Annotated in this window: 21 protein-coding genes; 5 read left to right on the forward strand and 16 right to left on the reverse strand. The window is 34.3% G+C overall.

The features are described from left to right. The first annotated feature begins 29 nt into the window (after nt 1–29). A complete protein-coding gene (locus ACONDI_RS06670; protein WP_241080685.1) occupies nt 30–1,139 on the forward strand; it encodes an AIR synthase-related protein in 1,110 nt (369 codons plus the stop codon). A gap of 103 nt (nt 1,140–1,242) precedes the next feature. On the opposite strand, the gene ACONDI_RS06675 is transcribed toward ACONDI_RS06670, so the two are convergent. The 4 genes from ACONDI_RS06675 to ACONDI_RS06690 form a co-directional block, all read right to left on the reverse strand. Then, the gene (locus ACONDI_RS06675) at nt 1,243–1,752 is read right to left on the reverse strand and encodes a hydrolase (protein ID WP_241080686.1); all 510 of its coding nucleotides are present in this window, start codon (nt 1,750–1,752) and stop codon (nt 1,243–1,245) included. Between the two features lie 161 nt (nt 1,753–1,913). Further along, entirely contained in the window at nt 1,914–3,599 is a 1,686-nt protein-coding gene (locus tag ACONDI_RS06680; protein ID WP_241080687.1) for an aldehyde ferredoxin oxidoreductase C-terminal domain-containing protein, read from the reverse strand. 123 nt (nt 3,600–3,722) lie between these two features. After that, a complete protein-coding gene (locus ACONDI_RS06685; RefSeq protein WP_241080688.1) occupies nt 3,723–5,132 on the reverse strand; it encodes a solute carrier family 23 protein in 1,410 nt (469 codons plus the stop codon). Between the two features lie 381 nt (nt 5,133–5,513). Continuing rightward, the gene (locus ACONDI_RS06690) at nt 5,514–7,427 is read right to left on the reverse strand and encodes a sigma-54-dependent Fis family transcriptional regulator (protein WP_241080689.1); all 1,914 of its coding nucleotides are present in this window, start codon (nt 7,425–7,427) and stop codon (nt 5,514–5,516) included. A gap of 145 nt (nt 7,428–7,572) precedes the next feature. Between ACONDI_RS06690 and ACONDI_RS06695 the strand changes: the two genes are divergently transcribed. From ACONDI_RS06695 to ACONDI_RS06710, 4 genes are all read left to right on the forward strand, one after another. Beyond that, a complete protein-coding gene (locus ACONDI_RS06695; RefSeq protein ID WP_241080690.1) occupies nt 7,573–9,516 on the forward strand; it encodes a DUF294 nucleotidyltransferase-like domain-containing protein in 1,944 nt (647 codons plus the stop codon). A 131-nt stretch (nt 9,517–9,647) separates the two neighbouring features. Then, nucleotides 9,648–11,459 (forward strand): translational GTPase TypA, encoded by a 1,812-nt coding sequence (gene typA, locus ACONDI_RS06700; RefSeq protein ID WP_241080691.1) that lies wholly within the window; start codon nt 9,648–9,650, stop codon nt 11,457–11,459. Nucleotides 11,460–11,604: 145 nt separating this feature from the next. After that, nucleotides 11,605–11,805 carry a cold-shock protein gene (locus ACONDI_RS06705; protein ID WP_241080692.1) on the forward strand — a complete coding sequence of 67 codons (201 nt, stop codon included), beginning with the start codon at nt 11,605–11,607 and terminating at the stop codon, nt 11,803–11,805. Between the two features lie 211 nt (nt 11,806–12,016). Then, complete coding sequence (locus ACONDI_RS06710) at nt 12,017–13,411, forward strand: ammonia-forming cytochrome c nitrite reductase subunit c552 (RefSeq protein ID WP_241080693.1); 1,395 nt, start codon at nt 12,017–12,019, stop codon at nt 13,409–13,411. A gap of 68 nt (nt 13,412–13,479) precedes the next feature. Here ACONDI_RS06710 and ACONDI_RS06715 read toward each other — a convergent pair whose 3' ends face one another. The 12 genes from ACONDI_RS06715 to ACONDI_RS06770 form a co-directional block, all read right to left on the reverse strand. Further along, a complete protein-coding gene (locus tag ACONDI_RS06715) occupies nt 13,480–14,286 on the reverse strand; it encodes a response regulator transcription factor (RefSeq protein ID WP_241080694.1) in 807 nt (268 codons plus the stop codon). Nucleotides 14,287–14,288: 2 nt separating this feature from the next. Continuing rightward, nucleotides 14,289–15,911: an ATP-binding protein gene (locus tag ACONDI_RS06720; RefSeq protein ID WP_241080695.1), complete on the reverse strand. Its 1,623-nt coding sequence runs from the start codon at nt 15,909–15,911 to the stop codon at nt 14,289–14,291. 202 nt (nt 15,912–16,113) lie between these two features. Beyond that, nucleotides 16,114–16,389, reverse strand: coding sequence for a 4Fe-4S binding protein (locus tag ACONDI_RS06725; protein WP_241080696.1), 276 nt, complete (start codon nt 16,387–16,389; stop codon nt 16,114–16,116). Then, entirely contained in the window at nt 16,376–16,639 is a 264-nt protein-coding gene (locus ACONDI_RS06730; RefSeq protein WP_241080697.1) for a chaperone NapD, read from the reverse strand. Before ACONDI_RS06730 ends, ACONDI_RS06725 begins: the two co-directional genes overlap by 14 nt. Before the next feature lie 21 nt (nt 16,640–16,660). Further along, on the reverse strand, nt 16,661–18,955 hold the full coding sequence (locus ACONDI_RS06735; protein ID WP_241080698.1) for a molybdopterin oxidoreductase family protein: 2,295 nt from the start codon (nt 18,953–18,955) through the stop codon (nt 16,661–16,663). Then, nucleotides 18,956–19,795: a 4Fe-4S binding protein gene (locus ACONDI_RS06740; RefSeq protein ID WP_241080699.1), complete on the reverse strand. Its 840-nt coding sequence runs from the start codon at nt 19,793–19,795 to the stop codon at nt 18,956–18,958. It abuts the gene before it with no gap. Nucleotides 19,796–19,823: 28 nt separating this feature from the next. After that, nucleotides 19,824–20,354 (reverse strand): 4Fe-4S dicluster domain-containing protein, encoded by a 531-nt coding sequence (locus ACONDI_RS06745; protein ID WP_241080700.1) that lies wholly within the window; start codon nt 20,352–20,354, stop codon nt 19,824–19,826. A gap of 187 nt (nt 20,355–20,541) precedes the next feature. Further along, nucleotides 20,542–22,647, reverse strand: a complete 2,106-nt coding sequence (locus tag ACONDI_RS06750; RefSeq protein ID WP_241080701.1) for an acetate--CoA ligase family protein — start codon at nt 22,645–22,647, stop codon at nt 20,542–20,544. A gap of 156 nt (nt 22,648–22,803) precedes the next feature. Continuing rightward, entirely contained in the window at nt 22,804–23,415 is a 612-nt protein-coding gene (locus ACONDI_RS06755; RefSeq protein ID WP_241080702.1) for an SOS response-associated peptidase, read from the reverse strand. A 131-nt stretch (nt 23,416–23,546) separates the two neighbouring features. Continuing rightward, nucleotides 23,547–24,347, reverse strand: coding sequence for an MBL fold metallo-hydrolase (locus tag ACONDI_RS06760; RefSeq protein WP_241080703.1), 801 nt, complete (start codon nt 24,345–24,347; stop codon nt 23,547–23,549). Between the two features lie 18 nt (nt 24,348–24,365). Then, entirely contained in the window at nt 24,366–25,667 is a 1,302-nt protein-coding gene (locus ACONDI_RS06765) for a UbiD family decarboxylase (RefSeq protein WP_420848185.1), read from the reverse strand. A gap of 112 nt (nt 25,668–25,779) precedes the next feature. Next, nucleotides 25,780–26,538, reverse strand: coding sequence for an energy-coupling factor transporter transmembrane component T family protein (locus ACONDI_RS06770; protein ID WP_241080705.1), 759 nt, complete (start codon nt 26,536–26,538; stop codon nt 25,780–25,782). Nucleotide 26,539: the final 1 nt, after the last annotated feature.

Below are 26,539 nucleotides of genomic sequence, written 5' to 3' on the forward strand. Positions count from 1 at the left end.
ATTGATATAGACTCTAGGAGGGAAATAAATTGAAAAAAATTGAAAAAGCTCTTATGCATGGTTTGTTTGTTCATTTGCACCACAATATTGATAAAGCAATTGATTTTGGTAAGTTCAAAACGCTAAATGATAAGGTGAACGAAAATTGGCCAAACGCCCTTGTAGTAGGACCCGATGCCGATGATGACGCCGCAGTGGTTGATGTTTCTGAAAAAGGGGGCCTGATTGCAGCTAAAATGGAGAGCCACTGTTCGCCTTGTGTCCCAAGACCGTATGATGGTTCTGCAACAGGTGCTGGTGGTGCTATGAGAGATGTTGTAGCAATGGGTGCTAGACCTTTATTTTTATTAGACTTCATTGGTACAAGACCCTTAGAAGATGAGGTTATTATTGGACCCTGCGGTTTTCAGGGAAAATGCACATGTGGTAATTGCAAAGTGACCACAAGCCAGGAAAGACTTGATATAATGCTACAGGGTATTAGGGATATGTGTGATAATATGGATGTTTTTGTTGCCGGTGGAGGGTTTTCTACATCGTTTAGTGATATAGTACCTGCAGTTGTAGTGTCCGTAATTGGAAAGTTGGTTACAGAAAAACCACTAACTAAGCCTGCCAAATCAACAGGAGACAAACTTATTATAATTGGTAAAACCGGAAACGATGGAAACGATACATTATATAGAGCTGGACTTGTAGAAGAAATGTTACCTGCCCAGGCACTTTTTGAGGAAGAAAGAGAAACCATGGAAGCTAGTTTAGCAGCTTTTAAAACAGGAAAGATAAATGCTTGTTCTGATCTTGGGGCTGCAGGTGTAGGTGCTGCAGTATGTGAATCTGCCCGTTTTGGAGGCCTTGGAGCAAAGGTAGATTTAACAAAAGTGCCGGTCAAGGTAGATAATATATCTCCTGAGGAAGTTCTGATTTGTGAAACTCAAGCTAGAATGTTAGTCCAGGTTTCACCAAACGATGTAGATGAAGTTTTAGAAGCTATTAAGTCCCAAGACAGTAATGTTGCTACAGCTGTAATTGGTGAAATGACAGATGATGAAAAGGTTGTATTTGAATACAACGGCGAAGAAGTTGCAACAATTCCAAACAATCCATCTGAGGAAACTATTGAAAAGCTAAAAGAGTAGAGCAATTATAGTACAAAAAAAGGATTACCCTGCATACTTAGTACTGTTGTAGCAAGGTAATCCTTTTTTATTTTCCAAAGTTTAGTATTTAATTAAATTATACTTACTTAATCAATGGAGATAGTTCTTTGAATTCCGGGGTTCCTGCTTCTTTCATTAGATCAAAAAATACGCTTTCGGTATTAATGATTACTGCTCCCATTTCCTGCATTAAAGCTAAGCCATTGAAATAATCTTCTTTTTTCCTCGAACAGACCCCATCATTTACCACAAAAACTTGATATCCTTCTTTTAACAAATCTCTTACTGTCTGATAAACACATACATGGGTTTCCATTCCTGATACTATTATTTTCTTTTTACCATTTTCTTTTAAATAACTTAATAATTCCTCCGTACAGCTTGAAAAAGTCATTTTTTCAAACACTTTTACCTGATCAAAGTATTTTGTTACCCTTTCAACTGTTCTTCCCAGGCCTTTTGGATATTGTTCTGTAGCTATTACAGGCATGCCTAATTTGTTAGCTATCTGGGTTAATATATTAGTTTTTTCAATAATTTGATTGCCATATTTCATTGATGGAAGTAGTTTTTCTTGAATATCGATCACCATTAGTAAAGATTCTTCTTTTTGATATAATATTTTTCCATGCTAATAAATTCCACCTCCCCAAAATTATTTTATCTTATACTTCTTATAATTCTTATACTTCGATATTTGTTAATTAGTTCCTTTATAAAATAAAAAACTGTTGAAGCAAAATGCCTCAACAGTTATTTATCAAAAAACTCATCTAATTTTTTTGAATCAACATCAAAGGAAACGTTGCTATCAGGATTTACTTCTTCGTACATGTAATGAGGAAGCCGGTCTGCACCTTCACTATAACCTGCTTTATTATTAAATTCTTTTTCGAGAAGTAAGATTTTTTCACCTAACTCTCTTAAATATTCTTCACTTTTTTCTCCTCCAAGGCGAGCATTCAAAGCTTCAACTAAAGACTTTTGATTTGCTCCAAGTCCTCCAACGGTGAAAAGACAAATACCCAAGGCATCAATTGCAGTAGATAAAAGCTGTGACTTTTTTGATAAATCAATTTGTGGTTCTGGGTCTTTATGGTCAACATTTGCTCTAACTGTATTACCTGCAGTATGATCTGCTCCCATAGGAGAAGTAGCATATGTCACACCTAACCCTTTAATTGACCTTGGATCATACGCGGCAAATGATTGCCCTTTGACAGTAGGGATTCTCTTAGATCCAAATACCTGACCGGTTGTTAATGCTCCTGAACCAATAATTCTACCGATAAGGCTTCCTTTATCTATTTCTTGTAAAAGCTCTTTTGCTTTTTCATAATCGCCAAACTCACATACATCTTCGTCCATCATAACCCCTATTGCTGCTCCCACCTCAATGGTGTCAACACCTACATCGTTACATATATAGTTCAGATGGGCTATCTTATCCAAATCACCTATTCCCAAATTAGAGCCCAAAAGTCCAATGGTTTCATATTCTAAAGGAGCTACAATGGTTTCACCCTTTTCATCTGGGTATATATTAGAACACCTAATAATACATCCTGGCATACAAGGGTGGCTTGGACTCCCGTCTCCCCCTCTTTTTTCAATAATATCTCTCAAGTATTCACCATTTATTTTGTCTGCTTCACTAAATTTGCCCCTAGAGAAGTTATAAGTTGGAAGTCCACCCAAAGCATTAGTAACATCAACCATAGCAGGGGTACCATAATCCCTATAAGTTGGTGTAGTGGGCGCTTCTTTTACGACTTTATTTAACTCTTTCACCCAGTTTTTATATTCTTCAGTTAATTTTTCTCTTTCACAACCTTCATCATTCACTATAATTGCCTTTAATCCTTTAGTACCCATTACAGCTCCAAGGCCACCACGACCATTCATCCGACTAGGATTATCGTCCATATCCAAATTAGCAATACATGCGGTTGAAAGCTCTTTTTCTCCAGCACTGCCAATAGTTATTAAAGCACTGCCCGGATATTTTTGTAATAGCTTTTCACTAAGTTCATAATTGTTCATTCCTCTACATTCTTCAGCATCCTCCAGCCTTGCTCCATCTTTATCAATTACTAGGTTATATAGTCCTTTTTCTGGCTTTTCTTCCACTATTATGCCCCTGTAACCAAGTCTTGCGATTTTGTGTCCGGTTGTTCCTCCTGCATTAGACTCTTTAATCCCACCCGTAAGAGGGCTCTTAGCTCCAATTGATAGCCTACCCGAGCAAGTAAGATTTGTACCTGCAAAAGGACCTACCGCAAATATTATCTTATTCTCTCCACTTAAAGGGTCGCAGTTAGGATTTACTTCCTGACTAACTACATGGGAAGTTAAAGCTCGTCCTCCAATACGTTGAAGTTCATTATTTAATTGTTCGTCTGTAATTTTTCCTTCTTTCATGTTAACCCGCAAAAGCATGTTTCCACCCCCAAATCATAACAAGATCAATTAATTGTAAATTGTAATAAACAAAATAAGAGTAAAAGTTCCGTGTAATTATGCATATGACACGGAACTTTTAATTTATTTATTACTTATTTATTACTTCTCTTCATTTTCTTCATCTTCTTCATCAATTCCTTCTGCAAGTGCAGCATCTTCTTTTTCGAATTTGCCTCCATATTCTATGATGAAGTAAAGAATAACTCCTGAGATCAATCCCTGTGCAGGACCAACTATAGCTATTATACCTGCCATTACTATCGCTACAGATCTTTGTTCGTTAGTCTGTAGAAGCCTCATTCCAATATTACCACAAACTACAACCTGAACTGCCATTGTTATACCAAAGAATATATCAAAAGCTGGCTTGATAAGTGTAACAAGAGGCATAAGCATAACTGCTATAACTGTTGCAGCTCTAAATGTACCAAGTCCATCCCAAATTGAATCCATAGTCTTTTTACCCATTTTATATCTTTCTGTTATAGGCACAAGCCCAGCTGCCCAAAGGGGTCCGTTCATAGGCACCCATGGTGTGAATAAAGCCATAAGTCCATTTCTTATACCATTAACCAGGTTTGATCTATTTGTATTTATTTCAATTGTTTCATCAGGCCTTTTTTCGCGGGATTCTCTAACAATATCCTGACCAAGGATCATATCTCCAAAGGCTATTACATAAGCCATTAAGGCCATAGGGATTGCCAAAACAAAAAGGTTAGCGTCAGGGACTCCTATACCAAAGACTGTATAGTTTTCAAAAACATGTCCAAAATTAAGCGGTGTAAAGCCCCATTCAATTTCTGGAATAGGAAGCTCTCTTATCAAAAAAGGTCCGGCAAAAATAGCAAATAACTGCGGTGGAACAATTCCAAGTCCTTTTAGAATTTTAAACCTACTGTCTCTTTCAGCAAGTTTAGTTAAAACTTTAGAGAATAGGAAGAAAAATGCTATGATAACGGAAATAGTTAATGTGACTGGTCCTTGCGGTATTCTATCGTTAATAACATTTAACGCTGCTGCAAAACCTGCACCAAGAATTATACCACCTCTGACAGAGATAGGTATTATATTTACCAGCTTGGCGCCAAGACCGGTCATACCCATAATAAAGAATAGTAAGGCTACAACAAGTTGCAATGCAATCATTGCATGAATTCTCTCGGGCCCAATTGCAAAATCAGATAAATAAGCAATCGTAAGCGGTAATGCCGGAGTAATCCACCCTGGAACTACTGGATCACCAAAGTGAGCTGGAACTGCATACATAATAGCGTTCACTACTGCAAATGTAAGTGCAATCTCAAAAGAGTCAACTCCAAGCACGTCAATTGTAATTGCAGTACCTGCACCTAGGCAAGCAACACCCAAAAATAAAGCTGCTAAAAACTCAGTCCATGCCCATTTGTAATGTACTAGTGGTAATCTGATCTTAAATGGTCCTAAAGGAAAATAAGGCTGTTCTCCTCCCTCTTCTCTTTTACGAAGAGGAAAAGTCTGTTTAGACATTTTATTCCCTCCTTTGGTTAATAGTAAAAAAAGTATGAGTTTATAAATTCTTCGACCTTACTTTAGTTGCAAATTCTATGCCAATAAATAAGATACTAAATAATTAATTTTTATTTAACTGACATGTCTTCCGACAAAAAGCGACATAATTAAACATTATAAAAGTTTTATAATCAAATAAACTTTTATAATGTTTAGAACTAAGATAAAATTTCCTTGCAGGGATTTGGCAATGTGTCAATATGGTACACTTGAACAATAAAAACCCGAGTCAGTGTTTCAAAACATCACACTTAACTCGGATTTTTAATAACTTAATATAACTCAATGTGTCATAATTGAACAGTTTTGTGTCAGATTAATACATTTTCGTTGTATACATCATTTGTCTATGCTGTACTTTTCCATTTTTCTGTACATTGTATTTCTAGAAACATTAAGAATTTTACTAGCTTCTTTGATATTTCCATCTGTATAATTTAATGTTCTTATTATTGCTTGTTTTTCTAGCTCATCCAAAGGTTGCAGAACAATATCATCTTTTTTACCTTCTATTGTCACATCTATTGTAAAATGCTCTTTTTTTAAAGTTTTTCCTTCAGAAAGTACAATAGCTTTTTCGATAACGTTACCTAGCTCTCTAATATTACCCGGCCAATCATGGTTTATCAAAATTTCCATAGCTCTTTTATCAATTTTTGGCGCTGGTAAGGATAGCTTTTTACTGATAACTTCAATTAGATGATTTGATAAAACTGGAATATCCTCTTTTCTTTCTTTTAGAGGTGGGATTTCGATTGTCATTACATTTAATCTATAATATAGATCTCTTCTAAATTTCTCCATTTGTACTTCGTTATAAAGATTCTTGTTTGTTGCAGAAATTATTCTCACATCAAATGGTACTGGCTCTTTTCCTCCTACCCTTGTAACCTTATTATCTTGTATAACTCTTAAAAGTTTTACCTGCATTTCTAAAGAAAGTTCTCCTACCTCATCTAGAAAAAGCGTACCACCATCTGCTAATTCAAATTTTCCTAATTTGCCACCTTTTAGGGCACCAGTAAAAGCACCTTCTTCATAACCAAATAGTTCACTTTCTATTAAGTCTCTTGGAATGGCACCACAGTTTATTGCAACAAAAGGTTTGTCGGCTCTTTCACTTGAATTGTGTATTGCCTGTGCAAAGAGCTCTTTCCCTGTACCGCTTTCTCCCTGTAAAAGTACAGTAGAGTTACTTCCTGCAATTTTTTTGGCAAGTTTTGTAGCCTCTAAAATTTTAGAACTTTTCCCTTTAATATCTTCAAAAGAAAATCTAGCATTAGAGCCTGTAACTTTGTTAATAAAGTTACTAACATTACTTTTTTCCTTCAAAGTTATTAGACTACCAATAAAACTGTTGTTTGATTTCAAAGAAGTAGTTTCAATTAAAAATCTTTTTTTGCCTTCTTTTGTATCTAGGGAAATCTCACCTTTGTTCTTACCTTTCTTACCTTTATTCTCTTTTATAATCTTTCTCAAATTATCCTTATATTCTAAATCAAGCATTTTAGCTGCTTTTTTGTTAATATGAATTATTTTATCATTATTATCTACAGCTATTACACCATCCGAAAAAGCTTCTATGGTAGCTAATAATGAATTGTTTAAATTCATCATCTTTTCATTTTTATCTTTTAAAAGTAATTCATTTTCAATCGCCTTAACGATGGAGATTACCATACCTAATGTATGTTTGTGGACTAAGTTATAATCTCCAGACAAATTAAGGGCTCCAACTAAATTCCCTTCCGGACTGTGTATAGGCGCTGAAGAACAGGTCCACTTATGAAATTGAACATTATAATGTTCAGCGCCAACAATTTGGATCGGTTTTCTTTCAGCTAGTGAATAACCTATACCATTTGTGCCAACTAGCTTTTCTGATCTACATGCACCAGGAACCAAAAAGTTTTTCTTAGCATTCTCAACAACATGATCATCTCCAACCATTTCTAATAAATAGCCATCTTTATCAGTTAAGATAACTACAAAGCCTGAGTTTTCTACTGATTGATGCAAAATCTCCATAAATGGAATACATACATCAATTAATGACTTGTTTTCTTTTAATTTCCTATTTAATTCCCACTCATCCAACAAGAGTTTTTTAAGATCTAATTCCGGATCTATTCTATTTCTTTTTGATCTCATCCATGAGTTCAAGATTTCAGGCCGTATAATATTATCTGATACTTGAGTACCTTTTTGAAACTTTGCCCATTCCCGTTTAATTTCAGATAGGCTATGCTTCAATATAATCACCTCATTATTTTATTCAGCGTAATTATTATATCAAGAAGTTCATATACATGCTATAGTTATCACTTGTTTAAATAATGATCTTGGTATAAAATTTAGTTAAGTTTTCAAAATATTTCAACAAAACCAGGTGGTTATTATGTATTACTTTGACTGTGAAATTTCAACTGATTACAAACAGCTTATACAAAATTTAGAACCCTTTACCTTTATTAAAGAAGATACCTTGAGAAGCTTTTTAGAAAAACTTCAGATTAGAAGATATCCCGAAGGTAGCTATGTGTTTCGACAAGGTGAATCTAATAAAGAGGTTATTTTTATTGTCCTTAAGGGAAGAATAGAACTATTAACAAAGGACAACCAAGGAAGACAAGTGAAACAATACGAAATAATACCTCATAACTTTTTTGGAACCCCTACTTTCTTCTCAGACGGCAGGTATGCACTATCTGCTAAAGTTGCAGAAACAACAGATTGTTTAATACTAGACAACGAAACTTTTAGAAAACTCGCTAGTGAAACTCCAAAATTTTCGCGCCACTTCAAAAAAAACCTTGGAGAACGACTTAAAAGCATATATGAAAGTTATATAACAGTAGAAAAAAACAGCTCATTAAGTCAATATTTTAAAAATAATAACCATTTATGGATTCCTATTGAAGAAAAAATGAAAAAACCTGTTGTAGTATGTAATAAAGAGGACTCAGTAAAAAGGGTAGCTCGAATTATGGAACACAATGATGTAAGTTCAGTTATCGTCCTAGATAATAACAACAAACTATATGGAATAATTACCGAAAAGGATCTAGTTCAAAATGTTATAGCTAATGAGATATCTCCAAAGTATAATAAAGCTGAAGGTATATGTCATGAAAATGTTATAACTTTGCCCCCTGACGAGTATATGTACAAAGCCCTTGTCTTAATGGTGAAGTATAGATTAAAGCACATGGTCATAACAGACCCAAATAATGAACCAATTGGAATTTTAAGTTTAAGGGACTTAATCAAATCAAAAAAGTTGGGAGCAATTTATATATCCAACAAAATCGATAAAGCAAAAGCATTTGATGACTTACTACACTCAAAGAACGACATAGATTTTCTAATGATAGAATTAGTAAAAGAAAGAACTAGTACAAGGATAACTTGTGAAATTATAAATGAATATTACGATCAGCTAAATAGGAAAATTATAAAATTAGCAGAAGATGAAATGATTCAGGAAGGGCATGGAGAACCCCCGGTAAATTATAGTTTCATAACTATGGGGAGTAATGGTCGTAGAGAGCAATTAATGATTACAGATATGGATAATGGAATTATTTATGCAGATCCTATCAAGCAAAATGAACAAGAAGTTAAAGATTATTTTTTAAAATTAGGAGAAAAAATTATTTTTGGATTAATTAAGTGTGGTTTTAACGAGTGTCATGATAACGTGATGGCTAATAACCCTAAATGGTGTCGCTCTTTTAAAAGCTGGAGAGCGCTTGTAAAAAGTTGGACTGATTCACCTAATGAAAAAAATACGAAATCCATGTCTATCTTTTTAGACTTCAGACATTTATACGGAGATAAGAAGTACTATGATTTATTGAAAAATTTTGTTTTAAGACAATTCAGAGAAAGTACTGTCGCTCATCACTATATTGTAAAAAATGCAATGACAACAAGACCTATAATTAGTACTTTCAGGAGAATAAAGGCAAAAAAGGATAGAGAATATGGCAGGTATATTGACCTTAAAGAGTCTGCCTGTGTTCAAATTGTTGACTCTATAAAAGTTTTTGCTTTAAGAGAAGGAATTATAGAAACAAACACTCATGAAAGATTATCCCAATTAGAAGAAAAAAATGTTTTTAATAAAGATCAGGCCAAATTCATACAAGCTGCTTATGAGACCTTTATGATGTACAGATTAAAAGAAAATGTTGAAAAGAAAGAAAGAAGAGAAGTACCTAATAATTATCTGTCTCTAAAAGACTTATCAGTATGGGAAACTAACAATTTAAAAGATTCGCTTTCTACAGTAGATAAATTACTTAATTTAGCCACAAAAAGCTTTCACGCTTATGTCTAAAAATAGCGCATTTATTCTAAGATTCAGCGCACTCAAAACGGTGCGCTTTTTTAATTTATTATTATACTTTTATAAGTATCAATTATTTGCTATAATAATAAAGTTAACTATATATGTAGGAGGAATACAAATTGGATATTAACGAGATTAAAAACATTGCTTTGATAGCACATGTTGATCATGGCAAGACCACCCTGGTAGATGGACTATTAAAACAAAGCGGGGTTTTTCATGAAAGAGAAAGTGTAAGTGAAAGAATTATGGACTCCAATGATCTAGAACGAGAGAGAGGTATTACCATATTATCAAAAAATACCGCTATTAAATATAAAGATACTAAAATTAATATAGTCGACACACCTGGACATGCAGATTTTGGTGGAGAAGTTGAAAGAATTCTTAATATGGTAGAAGGAGTTTTACTTCTTGTTGATGCTGTTGAAGGACCAATGCCTCAAACAAAGTTTGTGCTAGAAAAAGCTCTCTCCCTTGGACTAATCCCAATCGTTGTAATAAATAAGATTGACCGCCCTATGGCAAGACCTCAGGAAGTAGCCGATGAGGTTTTAGATCTTTTTTTTGATTTGGATGCTAAGGAAGATCAGTTAGATTTTCCTATTGTTTATTCAGATGCCCTAAAAGGGATTTCTTATTTAAATTTGAATGATGAAAAAAATATTAAAAATCCAACTCTTGAACCTTTATTTGAATCAATTTTAAGAGAGGTCCCTTCCCCAAATGTTGATCCATCAGGCCCCTTTCAGATGCTTGTGACTAGTACTGAATATGATAGTTTTTTGGGGAAATATGCTGTCGGGAAGATAAATAGAGGGTCAATATCAAAACATGATGAAATAGTTATCCTGGGAGAAAATGATAAAAAAACCAAAACCAAAGCTGGTCAAATTTTTACCTATGAAAACCTGGATAAATCTGAAGTAAATACTGCGTCAGCCGGTGATATAGTTGCCATCTCTGGTATAGATCAGATTAATATTGGAGAAACCCTTGCGAACCCTGATCATCCAGAGAAACTACCTTCTCCTCAAATAGACGAACCAACAATATCAATGACTTTCGGAGTTAACAATAGTCCTTTTGCAGGAAAAGATGGTAAATACCTTACTTCAAGGAAATTAAAAGAACGTCTTTTTACAGAACAGAAGTCAAATGTAAGCTTAAAAGTAGAAGAAACTGATAATCCTGAGCTATTCAAAGTTTCAGGCCGTGGTGAACTCCACCTTTCTACGGTAATAGAAAAAATGCGCCGTGAGGGGTACGAATTTCAGGTATCTAAACCAGAAGTTATCTACAAAACCATTGATGGTGTAAAATGCGAACCAGTGGAGTCTGTAGTTATTAACTTGCCAGAACAATATACGGGTTCAGTAATTGAGGCCTTAAATCAGAGGAAAGGCGAACTACTAGAGTTCAAAAATATATCTAATGAAAATGCCAGATTAAAGTTCAAAGTTCCAGCAAGAGGCCTTATTGGATTTAGATCACAATTTCTAACCCTTACTAGAGGTGAAGGGGTTTTCTATCATAACTTCTATCAATATGAACCTTATAAAGGTGACTTCTCTACAAGAGTAAACGGGGTTTTAATCGCCCATCAAGACGGAGAAGCGACATTTTATAGTATTAATGCTATGGAAGATAGAGGCGAATTTTTTATCTCACCTGGGACTAAGGTTTACGAAGGTATGATCGTAGGAAAAAGACCTCAAGAAGGTGATCTAGATATAAACGTTTGTAAAGAAAAACATCTCACAAACGTCAGAGCAGCAGGATCAGACAACACTGTTAAAATTGCTCCGCCAAAGCTAATGACTTTAGAAGAGTCTTTAGAATTCATTAATGATGATGAGTTAGTTGAGATAACTCCTAAGCATATAAGACTTAGGAAAAAAACATTAAAAAAGCAGTTTAGGAAAAATTAGATAATTAATTAGGCAAATTTTGTTGACATGGCCAAATATTGATGCTATAATAATTATTGTTGTATTAAAGAAGTGAGTCCACATAGTAGACTTTTAATTCTTTACATACTACAAAATATTTAAATTTTTTTGGAGGTTTTTTTTAATGAATACTGGAACAGTTAAATGGTTTAACTCAAACAAAGGTTACGGATTTATCGAGCAAGAAGAAGGAAACGACGTATTCGTTCACTTCTCAGCTATTCAAGAGGATGGTTTCAAGACTCTTGATGAAGGTCAAAAAGTTGAATTCAACATTGTTGAAGGCGACCGCGGACCTCAAGCTGCTGAAGTAGTTAAGTTATAGATTAGATAACTTTGACTACAAAAACTGCCCCAATTTCAATTTGGGGCAGTTTTTTTATGGCTAATTATAAATTCGAATTAACCTTTTGTAATACTTTTGTAATATTTGATTAATTCCAATGTAATAAATTTTATTATAATATAAACGTGAAAATTGTTACAGATTTGTGTCGAAAAATATAAGAAGAATATAAAGGAGGGATTTCGAAAACATGAAAAAAGTAGTATTTCTTGTAGTTTTATTTTCATTAGCACTCATTTTCACTTTTCATGCAATTGGCTGTGACCCGGGCGAAGTTGACGAGCCAGACGAAGTAGACAAAAAAGAAGAAAAGCCTGATGAAGGTCTAGCAGAAGAACCAAAAGAATTTACAGGATTAGATCTTGAAGAGGCCGCTGATCCTGATGCATGGAATGAATTCTTCCCAAATCAATATGCCACCTGGGAAGAAACATCAGAAATGAATGAAATGGGTGTGGACACTACTTTTGGTGGCGCTTCGAAAGATGGAGAATTGATTGATTATACTGAGGTGTATCCATTTTTACAGACAAATTATGACGGATTTGGATTTGCAGAAAGTTATAACAGGTCAAGAGGTCATTATTATGCTTTAGAAGATGTCAAAGAAACTGGAAGGCTTCCTGATTGGGAAGATAGACCTGCTACATGCCTTGCGTGCAAAAGTTCTGATGTAGTAGTAGGTGAAGAAGAACATGGTGGAGATTTTTATGATGCGTCTTTTGAAGAGGTAGTAGGAGATAATACAGTTAGCTGTCTAGATTGTCATAGTCATGAAGATGGCTCTGTACAAGCACAAAGAGGATATGTTGATCAGGCATTCGAGATTTCTGAAGATCAATTTAAGAACATCGATCCTTTTGATGAAGACTATGAAAATGACCAGACCTGTGCACAGTGCCACGTGAATTATTACTTTGAGTTTGACACTGATAAAGAATTCGTAGAAGCTAAAGGTCAGCCAATATTACCATGGTCTGAAGGATTAGCAGCTGAAGAACAATATGAGCATTATGAAAAAGTCGGTTTTGACGGGGAATTTGAACACGCAAGAACAGGAACACCAACAATTAAGGCCCAGCATCCTGAGTATGAGTTGTTGCATGAAGGTAAAGAGTCAAATGTACATTCAGATATGGGATTAAGCTGCGTTGACTGTCATATGCCAGAAACAGAAAGTGATGACGGAGAAACTTTCTCCTCTCATAAATGGACTAGTCCTCTAACAGATGAAGATTCAATAGATGATTGTTTAAGCTGTCATTCTGATTGGGAAGACCAGGATGAAGTTAAAGAAAAGACTGCCGAGGTCCAAGAAGGTGTATATGAAAAACAAAATAGAATTGGTGAAAAACTAGAAGAATTTATCGACAAATTAGCTGATGCAAAGGATGATGAGGAACTTACAGGAGAAAACTTAGAAGAAGCCCAGTCCATCCATAGAGAAGCACAATTCTACTGGGATTTTATTTGGGTAGAAAACAGTAATGGATTCCATAACTGGGACGAAGCCTATAGAGTCTTAAACAAAGCTGATGAAATGATCGATGAAGGCATGGAATTTTTAGAAGATAACATAGAATAAACTGAAAATATGAAACTCTAAAACCCCTAACAAAGAAGACAGCTATTGGCTATAAAAAAACTTAAGCCTTAGCTGTCTTTTTTATTAGCTTCTTCAACTTTATAACCCACACCCCAAACGGTTTTAATCACCCCTGGCTCTTCTGGGTCTTTTTCAATTTTGCTTCTAAGTCTTCTAATCATTACATTAACTGTATTTATATCACCTACATAATCAGTTTGCCAAACTTTTTGAAGAAGTTTTTCTCTGGTAAATACTTTATTTTTATTTTTAGCCAATATCCATAACAATTCAAACTCTTTTGCAGTAAGTTTAACCTCTTCCCCATCAACCAAAACTTTTCTTGTGTTTTTATCTACAACTATATCTATACTAGAATTAATTTTAGCTTTATCATTATCCTCATCTTTGTCAAATTCAACTTTCTTCTTTGTATTTTCTTGACTAACTTGACTATTATGAGTCAAAGTCTGTTCATTGTTATTAGTACGTCTAAGTATGGCAACAATCCTCATATAAAGTTCAGTAGGACTAAAAGGTTTCGTTACATAATCGTCCACACCTAAAGAAAATCCTCTGCTTTTGTCCTTTAGTTCATCTTTAACAGATAGAATTATAACTGGTACGTTGGTGTCATATTCTCTTACTTCTGCCAAAACATCAAATCCATCCATTTCAGGAAGCATCAAATCTAATATTATTAGATCCGGATTATTCTCAAAATAACTATTCACACCTTCTAAACCATCTACAGCTGTTATTACTTCAAACTCTTTTTTCTTCAAAAACTGTGATACTACACGACGAATTTTTTCATCATCATCTACAACCAGTATTCTTTTCGATTTTAAATCCTTCTCGACAAAACTATCCATAATTATTCCTCCTCTAGAGGAAGATTAATTGTAAATCTACTTCCCCACTCTGGACTACTCACTAAATTTATTTTCCCTCCATGTAGTTCAACGAGCTCTTTAACAAGAGATAATCCAAGCCCTGTTCCTTTGTATCTTCTAGTAGTAGAACCATCAAGTTGGGTGAATTTTTCAAAAATCTTTTCTTGTTCTTGTGTGCTAATCCCTTCCCCATTGTCTTCGACAAAAATTTCAACATGTTTATCTTTTTGCTTTGTACCCATACTGATAGTTCCCCCGTTTGGTGTGAATTTTATTGCATTAGATAAAAGGTTTTCTAATATTTGTCTAATCTTTACCGGGTCACAGTATATTAGGCTCTTTTCATCTTTAAGATTAACATCTAGCGTTATTTCTTTTTGTTTGGCCCAAGGACGCAGTTCTCGCTCACAATCGTATATTAGTCTGTTAATATCAGTCAATTCTTTATTTAACTCCAATGTACCTGCTTCCGCTTTTGAGAAGTCCAATATATCAGTAATCATAGTAAGTAATTTGTCGGCACTTTCCCTAATATCTTGTAGATTTTCTTTATCTTCTTTGGTAAGTCGTTCTTCTTCGTCTTCTTGCATTAGCTCACAACATGCAATTATGCTAGTTAAAGGTGTTTTTAGTTCATGGCTCATATTTGCCAAAAATTCAGATTTTAGACGATTATTATCTTTTAATTTTTTATTTAGTTTTCTTAATTCCGCAGTCCTTTCCTGAACTTTATCTTCTAAATTCTCATATAACTCACTAAGCTTTCTGGCCATATTATTAAACTCATCAGTCAATAAAGCTATTTCACCCATAGCATTAACATCAATAAATTTGTTTTGTTTTTTCCTAAAATCTCCTTCGCCAAATTTCATCACTTCATTTGTAAGATTTCTTAACGGATCATCAATTAAAAAACGCATTAAACCATATACACCAAATATTAATGCTGAAACTAGAATTAATGTAAACACACTATAACTCAAATAAGTACTTGTAAGGTTGTCGTAAAAACTTTTCATTGGAACTTTTATACTCAAAGCCCCTGCCAAATCTCCTTGTTCATAGCCTTCTCTTTCAAAACCCGCTATATCTTTTTCTCCTTTAGGGTTTCCATGGCATTCTAAACATGATGTTTCTATATGAAGTGGCTTAAGATATCTGAAATAAGGTTCGCCATTTACTTCAGTTTCACTGTAAATTTCCTCTTTTTTGGAGTTATCCTCTAAAATTTTTAATTTATTTTTTTCAAATTCATCGGCTTCATTGTTTGGATTTCTAGCATCAACAGCTGCTTGTTTAATACCATAATCAGTTTTTTCATCAAAAATTGCTGAGACACCTTGACCAACTGCTGCTGGGTTTAAGCCTTTAAATTCAAAATTACCGTCTGAATCATAGTTAATTTTATCTTGATTTATGGCCATGAACCTCCGCATGGACAAAAATTGTTTGCTTATTATTTCGGATTTTTCTCTCATATCATTCAAAGCTTGCTCTTTTTGGTTATTAAGTGTCCAGGCAAGATACAGGCCGTTTATTATAATTACAATTATGACAAGATAAAACACAAAAGTTTTTATTAATGGACGCTTAATCCTTTTCATGATACAAATTTCCTCCAGTAATTTGAGAATAAAATAAGTAATTATTTAAATAATAATTCTTCGTCTTTGTGATATTTGCTACAAGGTTCTACAAAATAATTAATTTCCCTTCTAATATCTAATTAATAAATACTAATATTTATTGAATTATTTATCAAAAATCTCACTAACTAATATTAGGGGCTAAAATAGCCCCTAATATTTAAAAAGTATAAACTTTTATTGCTGATGGTTTTTTTACGCAATTTGATTCGCATTGCCCACAGCCTTGACATTTACTTTTATCTACTTTTGGGTATAGCCCTTCAATAATTTTAATGGCATTGTTGCGACATCTGTTATAGCATAATTGACAAAATGTCTTTTGATAGCACAAACAACGGTCTGTATTTATCTCTGCTTTACCTTTAATAATATCTCCTTTTTTTAAAAGTTCTTTAAAAAAATTTCTTCTATCTAATTTACTATCTTTTAACATTTTGCTCTTCCCCAAATGCTAATTCTTCAAAATTGATGTAAACTGGAAATACACCATGTATATTTGCATTGGAATTCTCAATCTCTTTGGATAAGCTTTCTAAACCATTGGTATTTGGAGCTTCTAATACTACAGCAATTTCCCCTTCTTTTTTTCCTTCTACTTGAGCACCTGATAGTTCATTTATCTTATCTTCCACTTCTTTTTCGAATCCTTCTTTTAGTTTCACTAAAGCACCTGCAAAAATCAATTAAATCACTCCCTAAAATTCTTAAGCTTTTTTAATATTAACTGCACTGATCTTGTATTCAGGCTGCTGAGAAGCTTGATCAACTGCATCATTCACTACTATATTAACTAATCTATCTCTATCATCATCGTGAAAGTTCATGTATAACAATCCTTTTTGAGGTTTGCCTCTACCATCAAGTTTAATTCTACTAGTTATCTCTCCACGCTCCGACTCAATCTTAACTTTTTCTCCATTTTCTAAACCTAACTCCTCAGCGTCTTCAGGGTTCATTTCTACAAACCATTCTATACCATCACGTTGTACTTCATCTATCTTAATCAAGTCTGGAACTTGTCCGGTCATTGTCATGGTATGCCATTGTTCTAATAATCTACCAGTAGTTAAATAGAACGGGTAATCTTCAGTTGGTTCTTCTGCTGGACCTTTGTGAGGTCTTAGGAAAACTTTGGCTCTACCATCAGGTTGACTATAAAATTTAATTTCATCCTCTTCATCAACATATGGATCCTCCGGTGCAACAAACCTTCTTACTGTCTCAGGTCCATCTGGATCAGGTACAGGCCAACGAAGCCCCCGTTCTTCCCTGTATCTATCAAGCGGCGCTACATCCATTCCTGTATCGAGTGTGGTTTCTCTATATTCATCCCAAATCTCATCAAGAGATTCATAATTAAAGTTTTCTTCATATCCTAGTCTTTTAGCAACTTCCAAAAGTGCCCATACATCAGGCTTTACCCCTTCTGGAGGTTCTATCGCCTTTTCCATATGCTGGGTTCGTCTTTCTGCATTACCATATACACCTTCTTTTTCACACCATACTGCAGCAGGTAAGAGAACATCAGCAAGCTCAGAAGTTCGTGTTGGATGATAACCTTCTGATACTACCAAAAAGGCCTTTTTCATACCTTCTCTATAGTGATTTACATTTGGAAGCGAATGACCTGGATTAGTACACATTACCCACATGCCTTTAATCTCTTCATCAACAGTTGCCTGAAACATATCCATTAGAGGTTTTCCTGGTGCATCCTGTATATCATCAGTGTCACAACCCCATATTTTTGCAATTTCTTCTCGATGGTCAGGATTTTCTACAACTCTATGTGCAGGTAACATATGGGATAGTGCTCCTACTTCTCTTACACTTCCACACGCACTTGGCTGACCAGTCAAAGAAAAGGGCGTGGAACCAGGTCTACATATTTTTCCTGTAATCAAATGTATATTATGAATAAGATTATTAGCCCATACTCCTCTTATCCTTTGATTTATTCCCATGCACCACATTGACATCATATCTTTGTCAGGGTCTGCTAGTTTTCTTGCAAGTTCTTTGATTTTTTCTGCATCTATTCCGACTATTTCTTCTACATCTTCTGGTGAATAATCTTTTAGAAATTGCACAAAGTCATCAAAGCTTCTTTCTTCATCATCTTCTTCAAAGTTCACATGATTTTCAATAAATTCATCATCTGTAAGTCCTTCTTCCACTATTACATTAGCTATACTATTCAAAAGAGCAAGATCTGTACCTGGTTTAAATATAATTTTTTCGTCTGCAGCATTAGTTGCTCTAGTTTCTCTTGGATCGGCAACTATCAATTCTACATCTGGATCGTCAGATCTTCTTTCAAGCATTTTGGCCCAGAGAACAGGGTGAGCTTCCGGCGCATTACTACCGATAAGGAAAAAAACATCAGCATCTTCAATATCATCGTAACTTCCCATAGGCTCGTCCGAGCCAAAAGTAGTTACATAGCCTGCAACGGCACTTGCCATACAAGTTCTAGGATTTCCTTCCACGTTATTAGTCCCTATAAAACCTTTAAAAAGCTTGTTATAAACATAAGACTCATCTGCACTGCATTGACCAGAACCATAGAATGAAAGAGCATCTGGGCCATAATTGTCTTTTATTTCGGTAAATTTTTCGGCAATCAAATCTAGAGCTTCATCCCAGCTTGCTTCTTCTAATTCTCCATTTTTCCTGATCATAGGAGTTTTTAGACGATTATCTGTATACAGTATATCTGCTAAAAAGTAAGCTTTAACACAGAACTGTCCTTTATTGACTGGGTTGTCCTCATCAGCTTTAACTTCTGTTACTTTACCTTCTTTTACTCCTACCATGGCACCACAACCAACACCACAGTATCTACATACTGTTTTGTGCCATGTCTTCCCCTCTTCTTCTTCTGGATCTTTTACCTCCTCTTCATCTGTTTCTTCTGTACCACATCCCCCTCCTAAAGCAGCAAGTGCAGCACCTGCAGCAGTAGCTTTTAATAATTGGCGTCTTGTTAAATAAAACAATTAATAACCCTCCTTAGTTAATTTTTCTGATGATGTCTTTTTATTAATTAAATTTGACTTATTAAAGTCAAATTTCAAAGCATTTTGGGGACAATTATCTATACAATCACCACAATTGATACAATCACTTAATACTTTTCTTTCACCTTCGGAGATAATATGAGGTCTTAAGATGTATTCTCCTCCTTTACAAACACTTGTACATTTTAGGCATTTAATACAACTTTCACTTTTTACATTGATGCTTAAAATACGTCTTTTTGCTAAAAGGGAGTAAAATGCTCCCCAGGGACATAGGCTAAAGCACCAACCACCATTGTTTTTTGAACTTATATCATATGCAACAACTGCAAATATGAATATTATTTCCATGGTAAATCCAAATAAAATAATCCTTTTAAACATTGTTAAAGGTGAAAAAACTTCTAAGATAGAAACTCTTGTGATTAAAGTAACAACCAAAAGAACCATTAAAAAATAATATTTGAATTCATAAATTGTTTGGGTATTATTATCGGTTTTTACTATATTTACAAATAATTTAGAGCGGGCTTTATGTAAAAGTTCTAAAAAAAATCCAAAAGGACAAATCCACCCACAAAATATCCTGCCTAGCAAAATATATATTAATGTCAAAATCGCAACTATTGATAAAAAACTTACTGTCAAAAAAGCAGGGCTTGTAAGTAGTGCTTGTAATCCAAAGATAGGATTGATATAAAGTAACGTATTACTTAGGTTCACACTTGTCCAAGTAAAAAACCCAAACTTAGGTAAAATCAAAAGTAAAACAATAAAACTTCTGGTTAAATAACGGCTTACAGTATAGTTTTTAAGCAATTAACTGCCTCCTTCGCTCCTTCGATCGTCACGGTTTAATTTTTACTGCTGGCTCCTTATTAACACAAACATATTCACAAATACCACAGCCCACACATTCATCTTCATTTATTACAGGTCTTCTATAATTCTCTAATTCTATTGCATCCTCTACTTTACATGAAAGATAGCATACCCTACATTCATCTCCTGCCCAGGCATTGCATTTACTGCGGTCAGTTTTTGCAACGCCCATTTTAACTTGTTTTTTATCTTTAACAGGTCTAAGTGCATCAGTAGGACATACTTTAGTACAATCAAAGTTATTACATAACCTGCATGGCTGCTTTTGAGGAATAATAGTAGGGGTACCAACGGATAACCCCTTATCTGCAGATGCAATTTCAATACTATTATAAGGACATGCTAGTGCACATTTTCCGCATCTAGCACATATAGCCAAAAACTCATCTTCCGGCAACGCCCCTGGCGGCCGTATTTCATTTTTATGTGTACCTTTTAATTTATTGATAAAATAATAGCTTATAAATCCTAAGATAATGAAGTATAATTTGTACATCTTCTACTCCTTAAAAATTTATTTTAATATTTTGCTTGTGAAAAATTATACAATAAAATAATTACTTAATCATTAATCAATTATTACAAATTCATTACAAATTAAAGCAATAAAAAAGATGTGCTTGAAAATCCAAGCACATCTAACTAATTTTACTATATTTTATAATAAATTATTTTATCACTTTTTATTCTATCCTTACCCTTGCATCAATGGTTAAAATACTGTTTTCTCTAACCATAACCGGGTTTAAATCAAGTTCTATTATGTTAGGAAATTTGTAAAGTAATATAGAAACTCTTTTTATCATATCTACAAAAGAATAGATGTCCCCAGGGGTTTTCCCCCTAGCACCTTCTAAAATTTCATATGCATTTAGACGTTCAAGATGTTTTCGTATGCTCTCTTCTTTGGCAGGACATAAAAGACTTGCTACATCCCTAAACACCTCTATATAGATCCCTCCCATCCCAAAGGAAACTACCGGACCAAAGGATGGATCTTGTCTCCCTCCTACAAACATCTCATACCCCTCGGTTGCCATTTGTTGAATTCTTACCCCACTAAACCCAGCTGATTTATCATACTTTATTAAATTTTCTCTAATTGTATCAAAGCTTTTTTCTACTTCTTCTGGCCTATTAATATTTAGCATAACTCCACCAGCATCTGACTTATGTAATACATCAGGCGAAACCAATTTCATTGCAACAGGAAAACCAAGTTCTCTAGCATAATCTATAGCTTCATTTTTGCTTTTAGCAATTTTTGATTCTGCAACGGGAATATCATAACTCGATAAAAGTTCAAGAACTTCTTCTCCAAGATCTCCTTTTTTACCATCCATCCAATTTTGGGCGGCATTGTGATCTATTCCTGGAGGAAATTCCAACTCATTTTTTGTATCTTCTAGTAGCTTTTCTTTTTGTTCATAAAATTTTTGCTGTTTTTTTAGAGCATTAATCATGCCATCAGGACTATTAAAAATAGGGAAATCAGATATATTTTTAGCTTTAGAAATCATTTTATCCGGACCAAATAAACATAAGCCAAAAGGTTTATTGGAGGAAAGCATGTTTCCTTTGATTTCTTTTGAAAAGTCAGTTAAAAACATATCATGAAATACACTCTCACCCTCTGGCATATCTGGCCTCTGCGTCACATATATCGCTCCATCAACTTGATCAGAATGCATTACAGTGTGAAAAACATTGGTTATAGTATCTGTATCATATATATTACCCATATCAAGAGGGTTGGAAAAATTAATTATATTAGCACTGCTGTATTTTTTAAGCTGTTCGTAAAAGTCATCCCCCATATCTGCAAATTCAAAACCTATCTCTTCGCACATATCTGCTGCTGAAACAGTAAATCCTCCTGCTGGACTCATTGCCATAATTCGTCTTCCCTTCATTGGAGGAAGATGAAAGGCTTTTGTTACCTCTACAAAATCTAAAAAATTATCTATCCTAATAACTCCAGCTTCTTCAAAGGCAGAGTTTATAATATCTTCATTATTACTTACTGCAGCAGTATGACTCATGGCTGCTTTTTCTCCTGCAGAAGTAGTATTAGATTTATAAACTATAATAGGTTTGTCTATGTCTTTTACAACATTAATAAAATCTCTTCCTCTATCAACACTTTCAAGGTATAAACATATTATCTCAGTGTTAGGGTCATCACCTAGATACTCGACAAAATCTACCTCATCTAGATCAAGTTTGTTTCCAATACTTGCAAATTTAGCAAGACCAATTTTTTCGTCTTCAAGGTAATTTAGCATTGTAAGTGCAACAGCTCCGCTTTGAGATACAATGGACATCTTTCCTTCAGGTGGCTTATGTAATGACACAAAAGGAAGACATAATCCACTTTTTGTATTTGCTACCGTTACACCGTTCGGACCTACAAAGCGTATACCGTATTTTTTTGCTATTTCAACAGTTTTATTAGCTAGACTTTCACCTTCTTCACCAAATTCAGAGAACCCTCCTGAAGGGATTGCCATTCTTTTTATCCCAAAATTGCCACAGTGCTCTACGATACTTGGTACAAACTTAGCCGAAACCATGCAGTAAGCCAAATCCGGTACTTCTGGCAGATCTTCTAACCTTTTGTACATCTTTACTCCATTAACGTGTTTATCATCAACCCTTGGATTAACTCCAAATATACGTCCTCTATATCCCCACCTAAGCAAATTTTCAAGGGTAAGTCTTGGTATATTAGATGATTTAGAAGATAATCCAATGATAACTATTGACTTAGGATAAAAAAACTTTTCCATTATGTAATACCCCCAACATTTATTGTAATTAACAATATTTTTAGCATTACTTTTTTATTTAATAACAGAATATTAATTCAACTGCAAAAATTCTATTCACATAAGTAAACTGTTTTTAATTAGTATTCAAAAACAAAACTTTGTCCATATAATTTTTCAAATTATACTTAGTTTTTGCTCGTATGGCCTAATAATCTGTTTTAGTGCTGTAATATTATTATTTAAAGGTTCAAGCCATTTATCTTCTTCTTCTCTAGCCAATATAACAGGCATTCTATGATGAATATCTTTTATCTCATTATTTGCTTCAACAGTCAAAATTGAATAAGCAAAGTATTCATTGCCTTCTTTATCATGAAATTTGTCATATATACCTGCTAGAGAAAAAATTTCTTGATCAGGTACAAATATTTTACGTTTTAATTTTTTATTATCAGCCTGTTTTTCCCACTCGAAAAAAGCCTCAGCAGGAATCAAGCATCTATGTTTTAAAATAGATTTTTTAAATGTAGGTTTTTGATCGACGGTTTCCCCCCTTGCATTAATTAGTAGCTTATTGGTAAATGATGGAGCAAAGCCCCATTTCATTTGAACAAGCTTTTTTGAATCTTTTGTTAACACTACAGGTGCATCTTGAGATGGAAAAATCTCTCCACCAAAAGATTCGTCTGTTAGACTAGTCAGGTCATAATGATTATTACCTTCATCTATATCATACCTATTAAGAAGTTCTCTAAAGCTTTTTGAAAGAAAGTACCTTCCACACATATAGTTGATCACTGCCTTTTTAAATATAATTAAGCAAATATAGTTAATAATGACAAAACATGCTACAAGTATTATACCGAAAATGAATGATAATTCATACACCTGAATAAAAAAATTATTTCTTTTCTGTTCTATTCATCTTCTATTACAGACTTAACCATATTCCTTGAAGACATCTCAAAGTTAGAAACTAAAGAAATAAATTTTGTGTCCTTATAGTGCAGGGCTTTGTCAATCTTTTTGATGCTTAAGCCTTTTCTTCTTAACTCTAATATTTTTTCTTTTTCTTCTTCTAAAAATTCTAATTTATCTCTCAGCATTTTTTTGCCATTTGGTACAGCTCCGGCATGACTACAAAATAACGTGTCAAAATCATATTCTAATAACTTTTTTATATCTCTCATTAGTTGATAGTAATTTTCCTGCTTATAAAAAAGTTTAGTTTTAGTAGAAATAAATACATCACCTGTAAACATCACGCCTTTGTCAGGGACAAAAAAGCAGACATGGTCCCTTGAGTGACATGGAGTATCAATCACATTTACTTTGTTTCCAGAAATGCTGAAAGTGTCGGGGAGTTCTACGGCTTTAATACCAGGTCTTACCCCCCAAAACACTCTTCTATATAGTGGTAAAGATGGTCTTTTCTCCAAAAGCTTTATGGAGCTTGAATTTGCATGGATATCAAGCCCAAATCTTTTAAGTAAGAATGCATTACCACTGTGATCTTCATGGTAGTGGGTCAGGATAACCTTTTTGATATCTTTGCTATCAAAAAAGTCCAAAAAAAGCCCGGATGCACGAACCGGGCCAGTATCAATCAATAATCCATCAAAGTAATAAATATATACATCCATAGAATTACCAAAGACTCTTATAGTAGTTTTGGCACATGTAACTCCTTCACATGAAGATATCTCTAACCTTGCCAAAAACATCACCTCAAAGTTTTACAAATCTGATATTATCTTTTTTACTTTATTAAGGACCTCTGGGTCTGTTTTTATTCGAGGCGAAAAGTCATCAAGGGACATAGTAGCATCGATTCCCATCTTTGCCGTACGACTAAGTTCATCAGTTGAAGGGTCTAAAGTTTCACCCATACCAAGATTTTGTGGAGTTATAATCGTATCTTGATCTGCCTGCATCCTTGTACATATCGCCCATAAAACTTCTTCTTCGTTAAACACATCCACATCTTCGTCAACCACTACGGCTAGTTTTATATGATGATCAATTGCAAAGGCATTAAATATAGCCTGCAGGGGTTGGCCTTCGGCTGTCTTTTTCATGGCAATATAACAGTGAAATAGACCGCAGCTCGAGAGCGGGACATGGACATTTTTAATATTGGGAAGCTTTTCATTTAGAGCATTAAGTAAATCCCCTTCTCGCTGTACAGCAATTATTGTGTTGTGTTCAGCGCACATTCCTGGTGTAATACATTGATATATCGGGTTATTACGGTACTGAATATTTATCACCTTAAAAACATTCTCCGTGCTTCTATGACAAGCATATCCTGTGAATTCTGCAAAAGGTCCTTCTGGTTCTCTTTCATTAGCTAAAATCTCGCCTTCTATTACAATCTCTGCCCAAGCAGGTACTTCTAAATCAATTGTACTACAAGGTGTTAATTCCATAGGTTCATCAAAAAGTCCTCCCATTGCTTCAAATTTTCCTAGATGATAAGGTACAAGGGCCATAGAACCAAGGGAAATATTTGGGTGAACACCTAGGACAACTGCTGCTTCTAAATTTTGATTATTCTCTTCAGCGCGTCTAAAGTATTCCCACAACCTTTGTCTAGAGTGAAGACTTATCCCAAGTTTATCTTTACCTTTTAGCTGCATACGGTGATAACCAGCTGTGTTTGCACCTGTTTTTGGATCTTTGGTAACTACAAGCCCTGCTGTGATATATGGACTGGCATCAATGGGAAAGTGCGTTAATATTGGGAATCTATTCAAATCTATATCTTCTCCAGACAAATTATTTTCCATAAAAGGAGCCTTGTCCAAAATTTTGGGTTCTATTCTATTAGTTATACGTTTGGCGTATTCAAATGATATGTCTTCTTCATCTACACCCATTGCAAGGGCAAAACGTTCTCTACCCGCTATAGTATTTGCTACCACAGGTATTTCATTATCATCAATATTATTGAATTTGATTACAGGCTTCTTACCCATCCTTTCTAATTCTAGGACCATTGCTGTAGGTTCATACTTTGAAGATAATTTGTGATCTATCTCTAGTAATCCCTGTGAATCTTTTTTCTAACTTCATCCAAAAATGTCCTCCAGTCTTGTTTCATGCCAATACCTCCCAGAGATGATTTTAATATATGTCATGAATAAACTTTTAATTTAGAGTATTTATAAATATGACTAGAAAAAATAATACAAATGATGTTGTAGAAAATACTATATCTTTAGAATTAAATTTTAACTCTTTTAAGAAAGTTCTTTTTGAAGCATAACCAAATCCTTTAAGTTCCATTGACAGTGCCACCTGATGAGTACGTCGAAGTGCTCTAAGAAGGAGGGGCAGGATCACCGGAATAAAACCTTTGATTTTTTGTGAAAGTGTTGATAGTTCAAGGCCCCTAATTTGCTGGCTATCATATATAGTTTTTAATTCTTTTTCTAATAAAGGCAAGAATTTGAAGGCAAGGCCACCTAATATAGCATATCTATAGGGCAATTTGAATTTGACAAGCATAAGAGCAAGTTCATCAGGATGACACCAGGTCAAAAACTGCATAAATAAATTCATCCAGATAAATAATCTAATCGAAACCAAAAGCCCAAGATAGATCCCTCCACTGTAAAGTTTGATTAAATTCCATTCAAAAAGTAAATCTCCTGTTTGGTGAAATAACCCTTGAATTATAGTAAGCTGGATCAAAAGGATTAACATTATTTTTGTCATTTTCCATAGTTTTGACCATTCTATTCCACCTGCACTACCTACTAGGATAACAACTGCTAATTGCATAATCATAAGCCATAGGTCTGTTGTGATTAACGCAGCAGCCGCCATTAATAAAGCCCAGAGAAGTTTTGACCTTGGATCTAAATCATAGATTTTATTGTTGTTGATTTGGCTTGACTTTTCCACT

This window comes from Natranaerofaba carboxydovora (assembly GCF_022539405.1).
In the GTDB taxonomy this organism is placed as follows: domain Bacteria; phylum Bacillota; class Natranaerobiia; order Natranaerobiales; family Natranaerofabaceae; genus Natranaerofaba; species Natranaerofaba carboxydovora.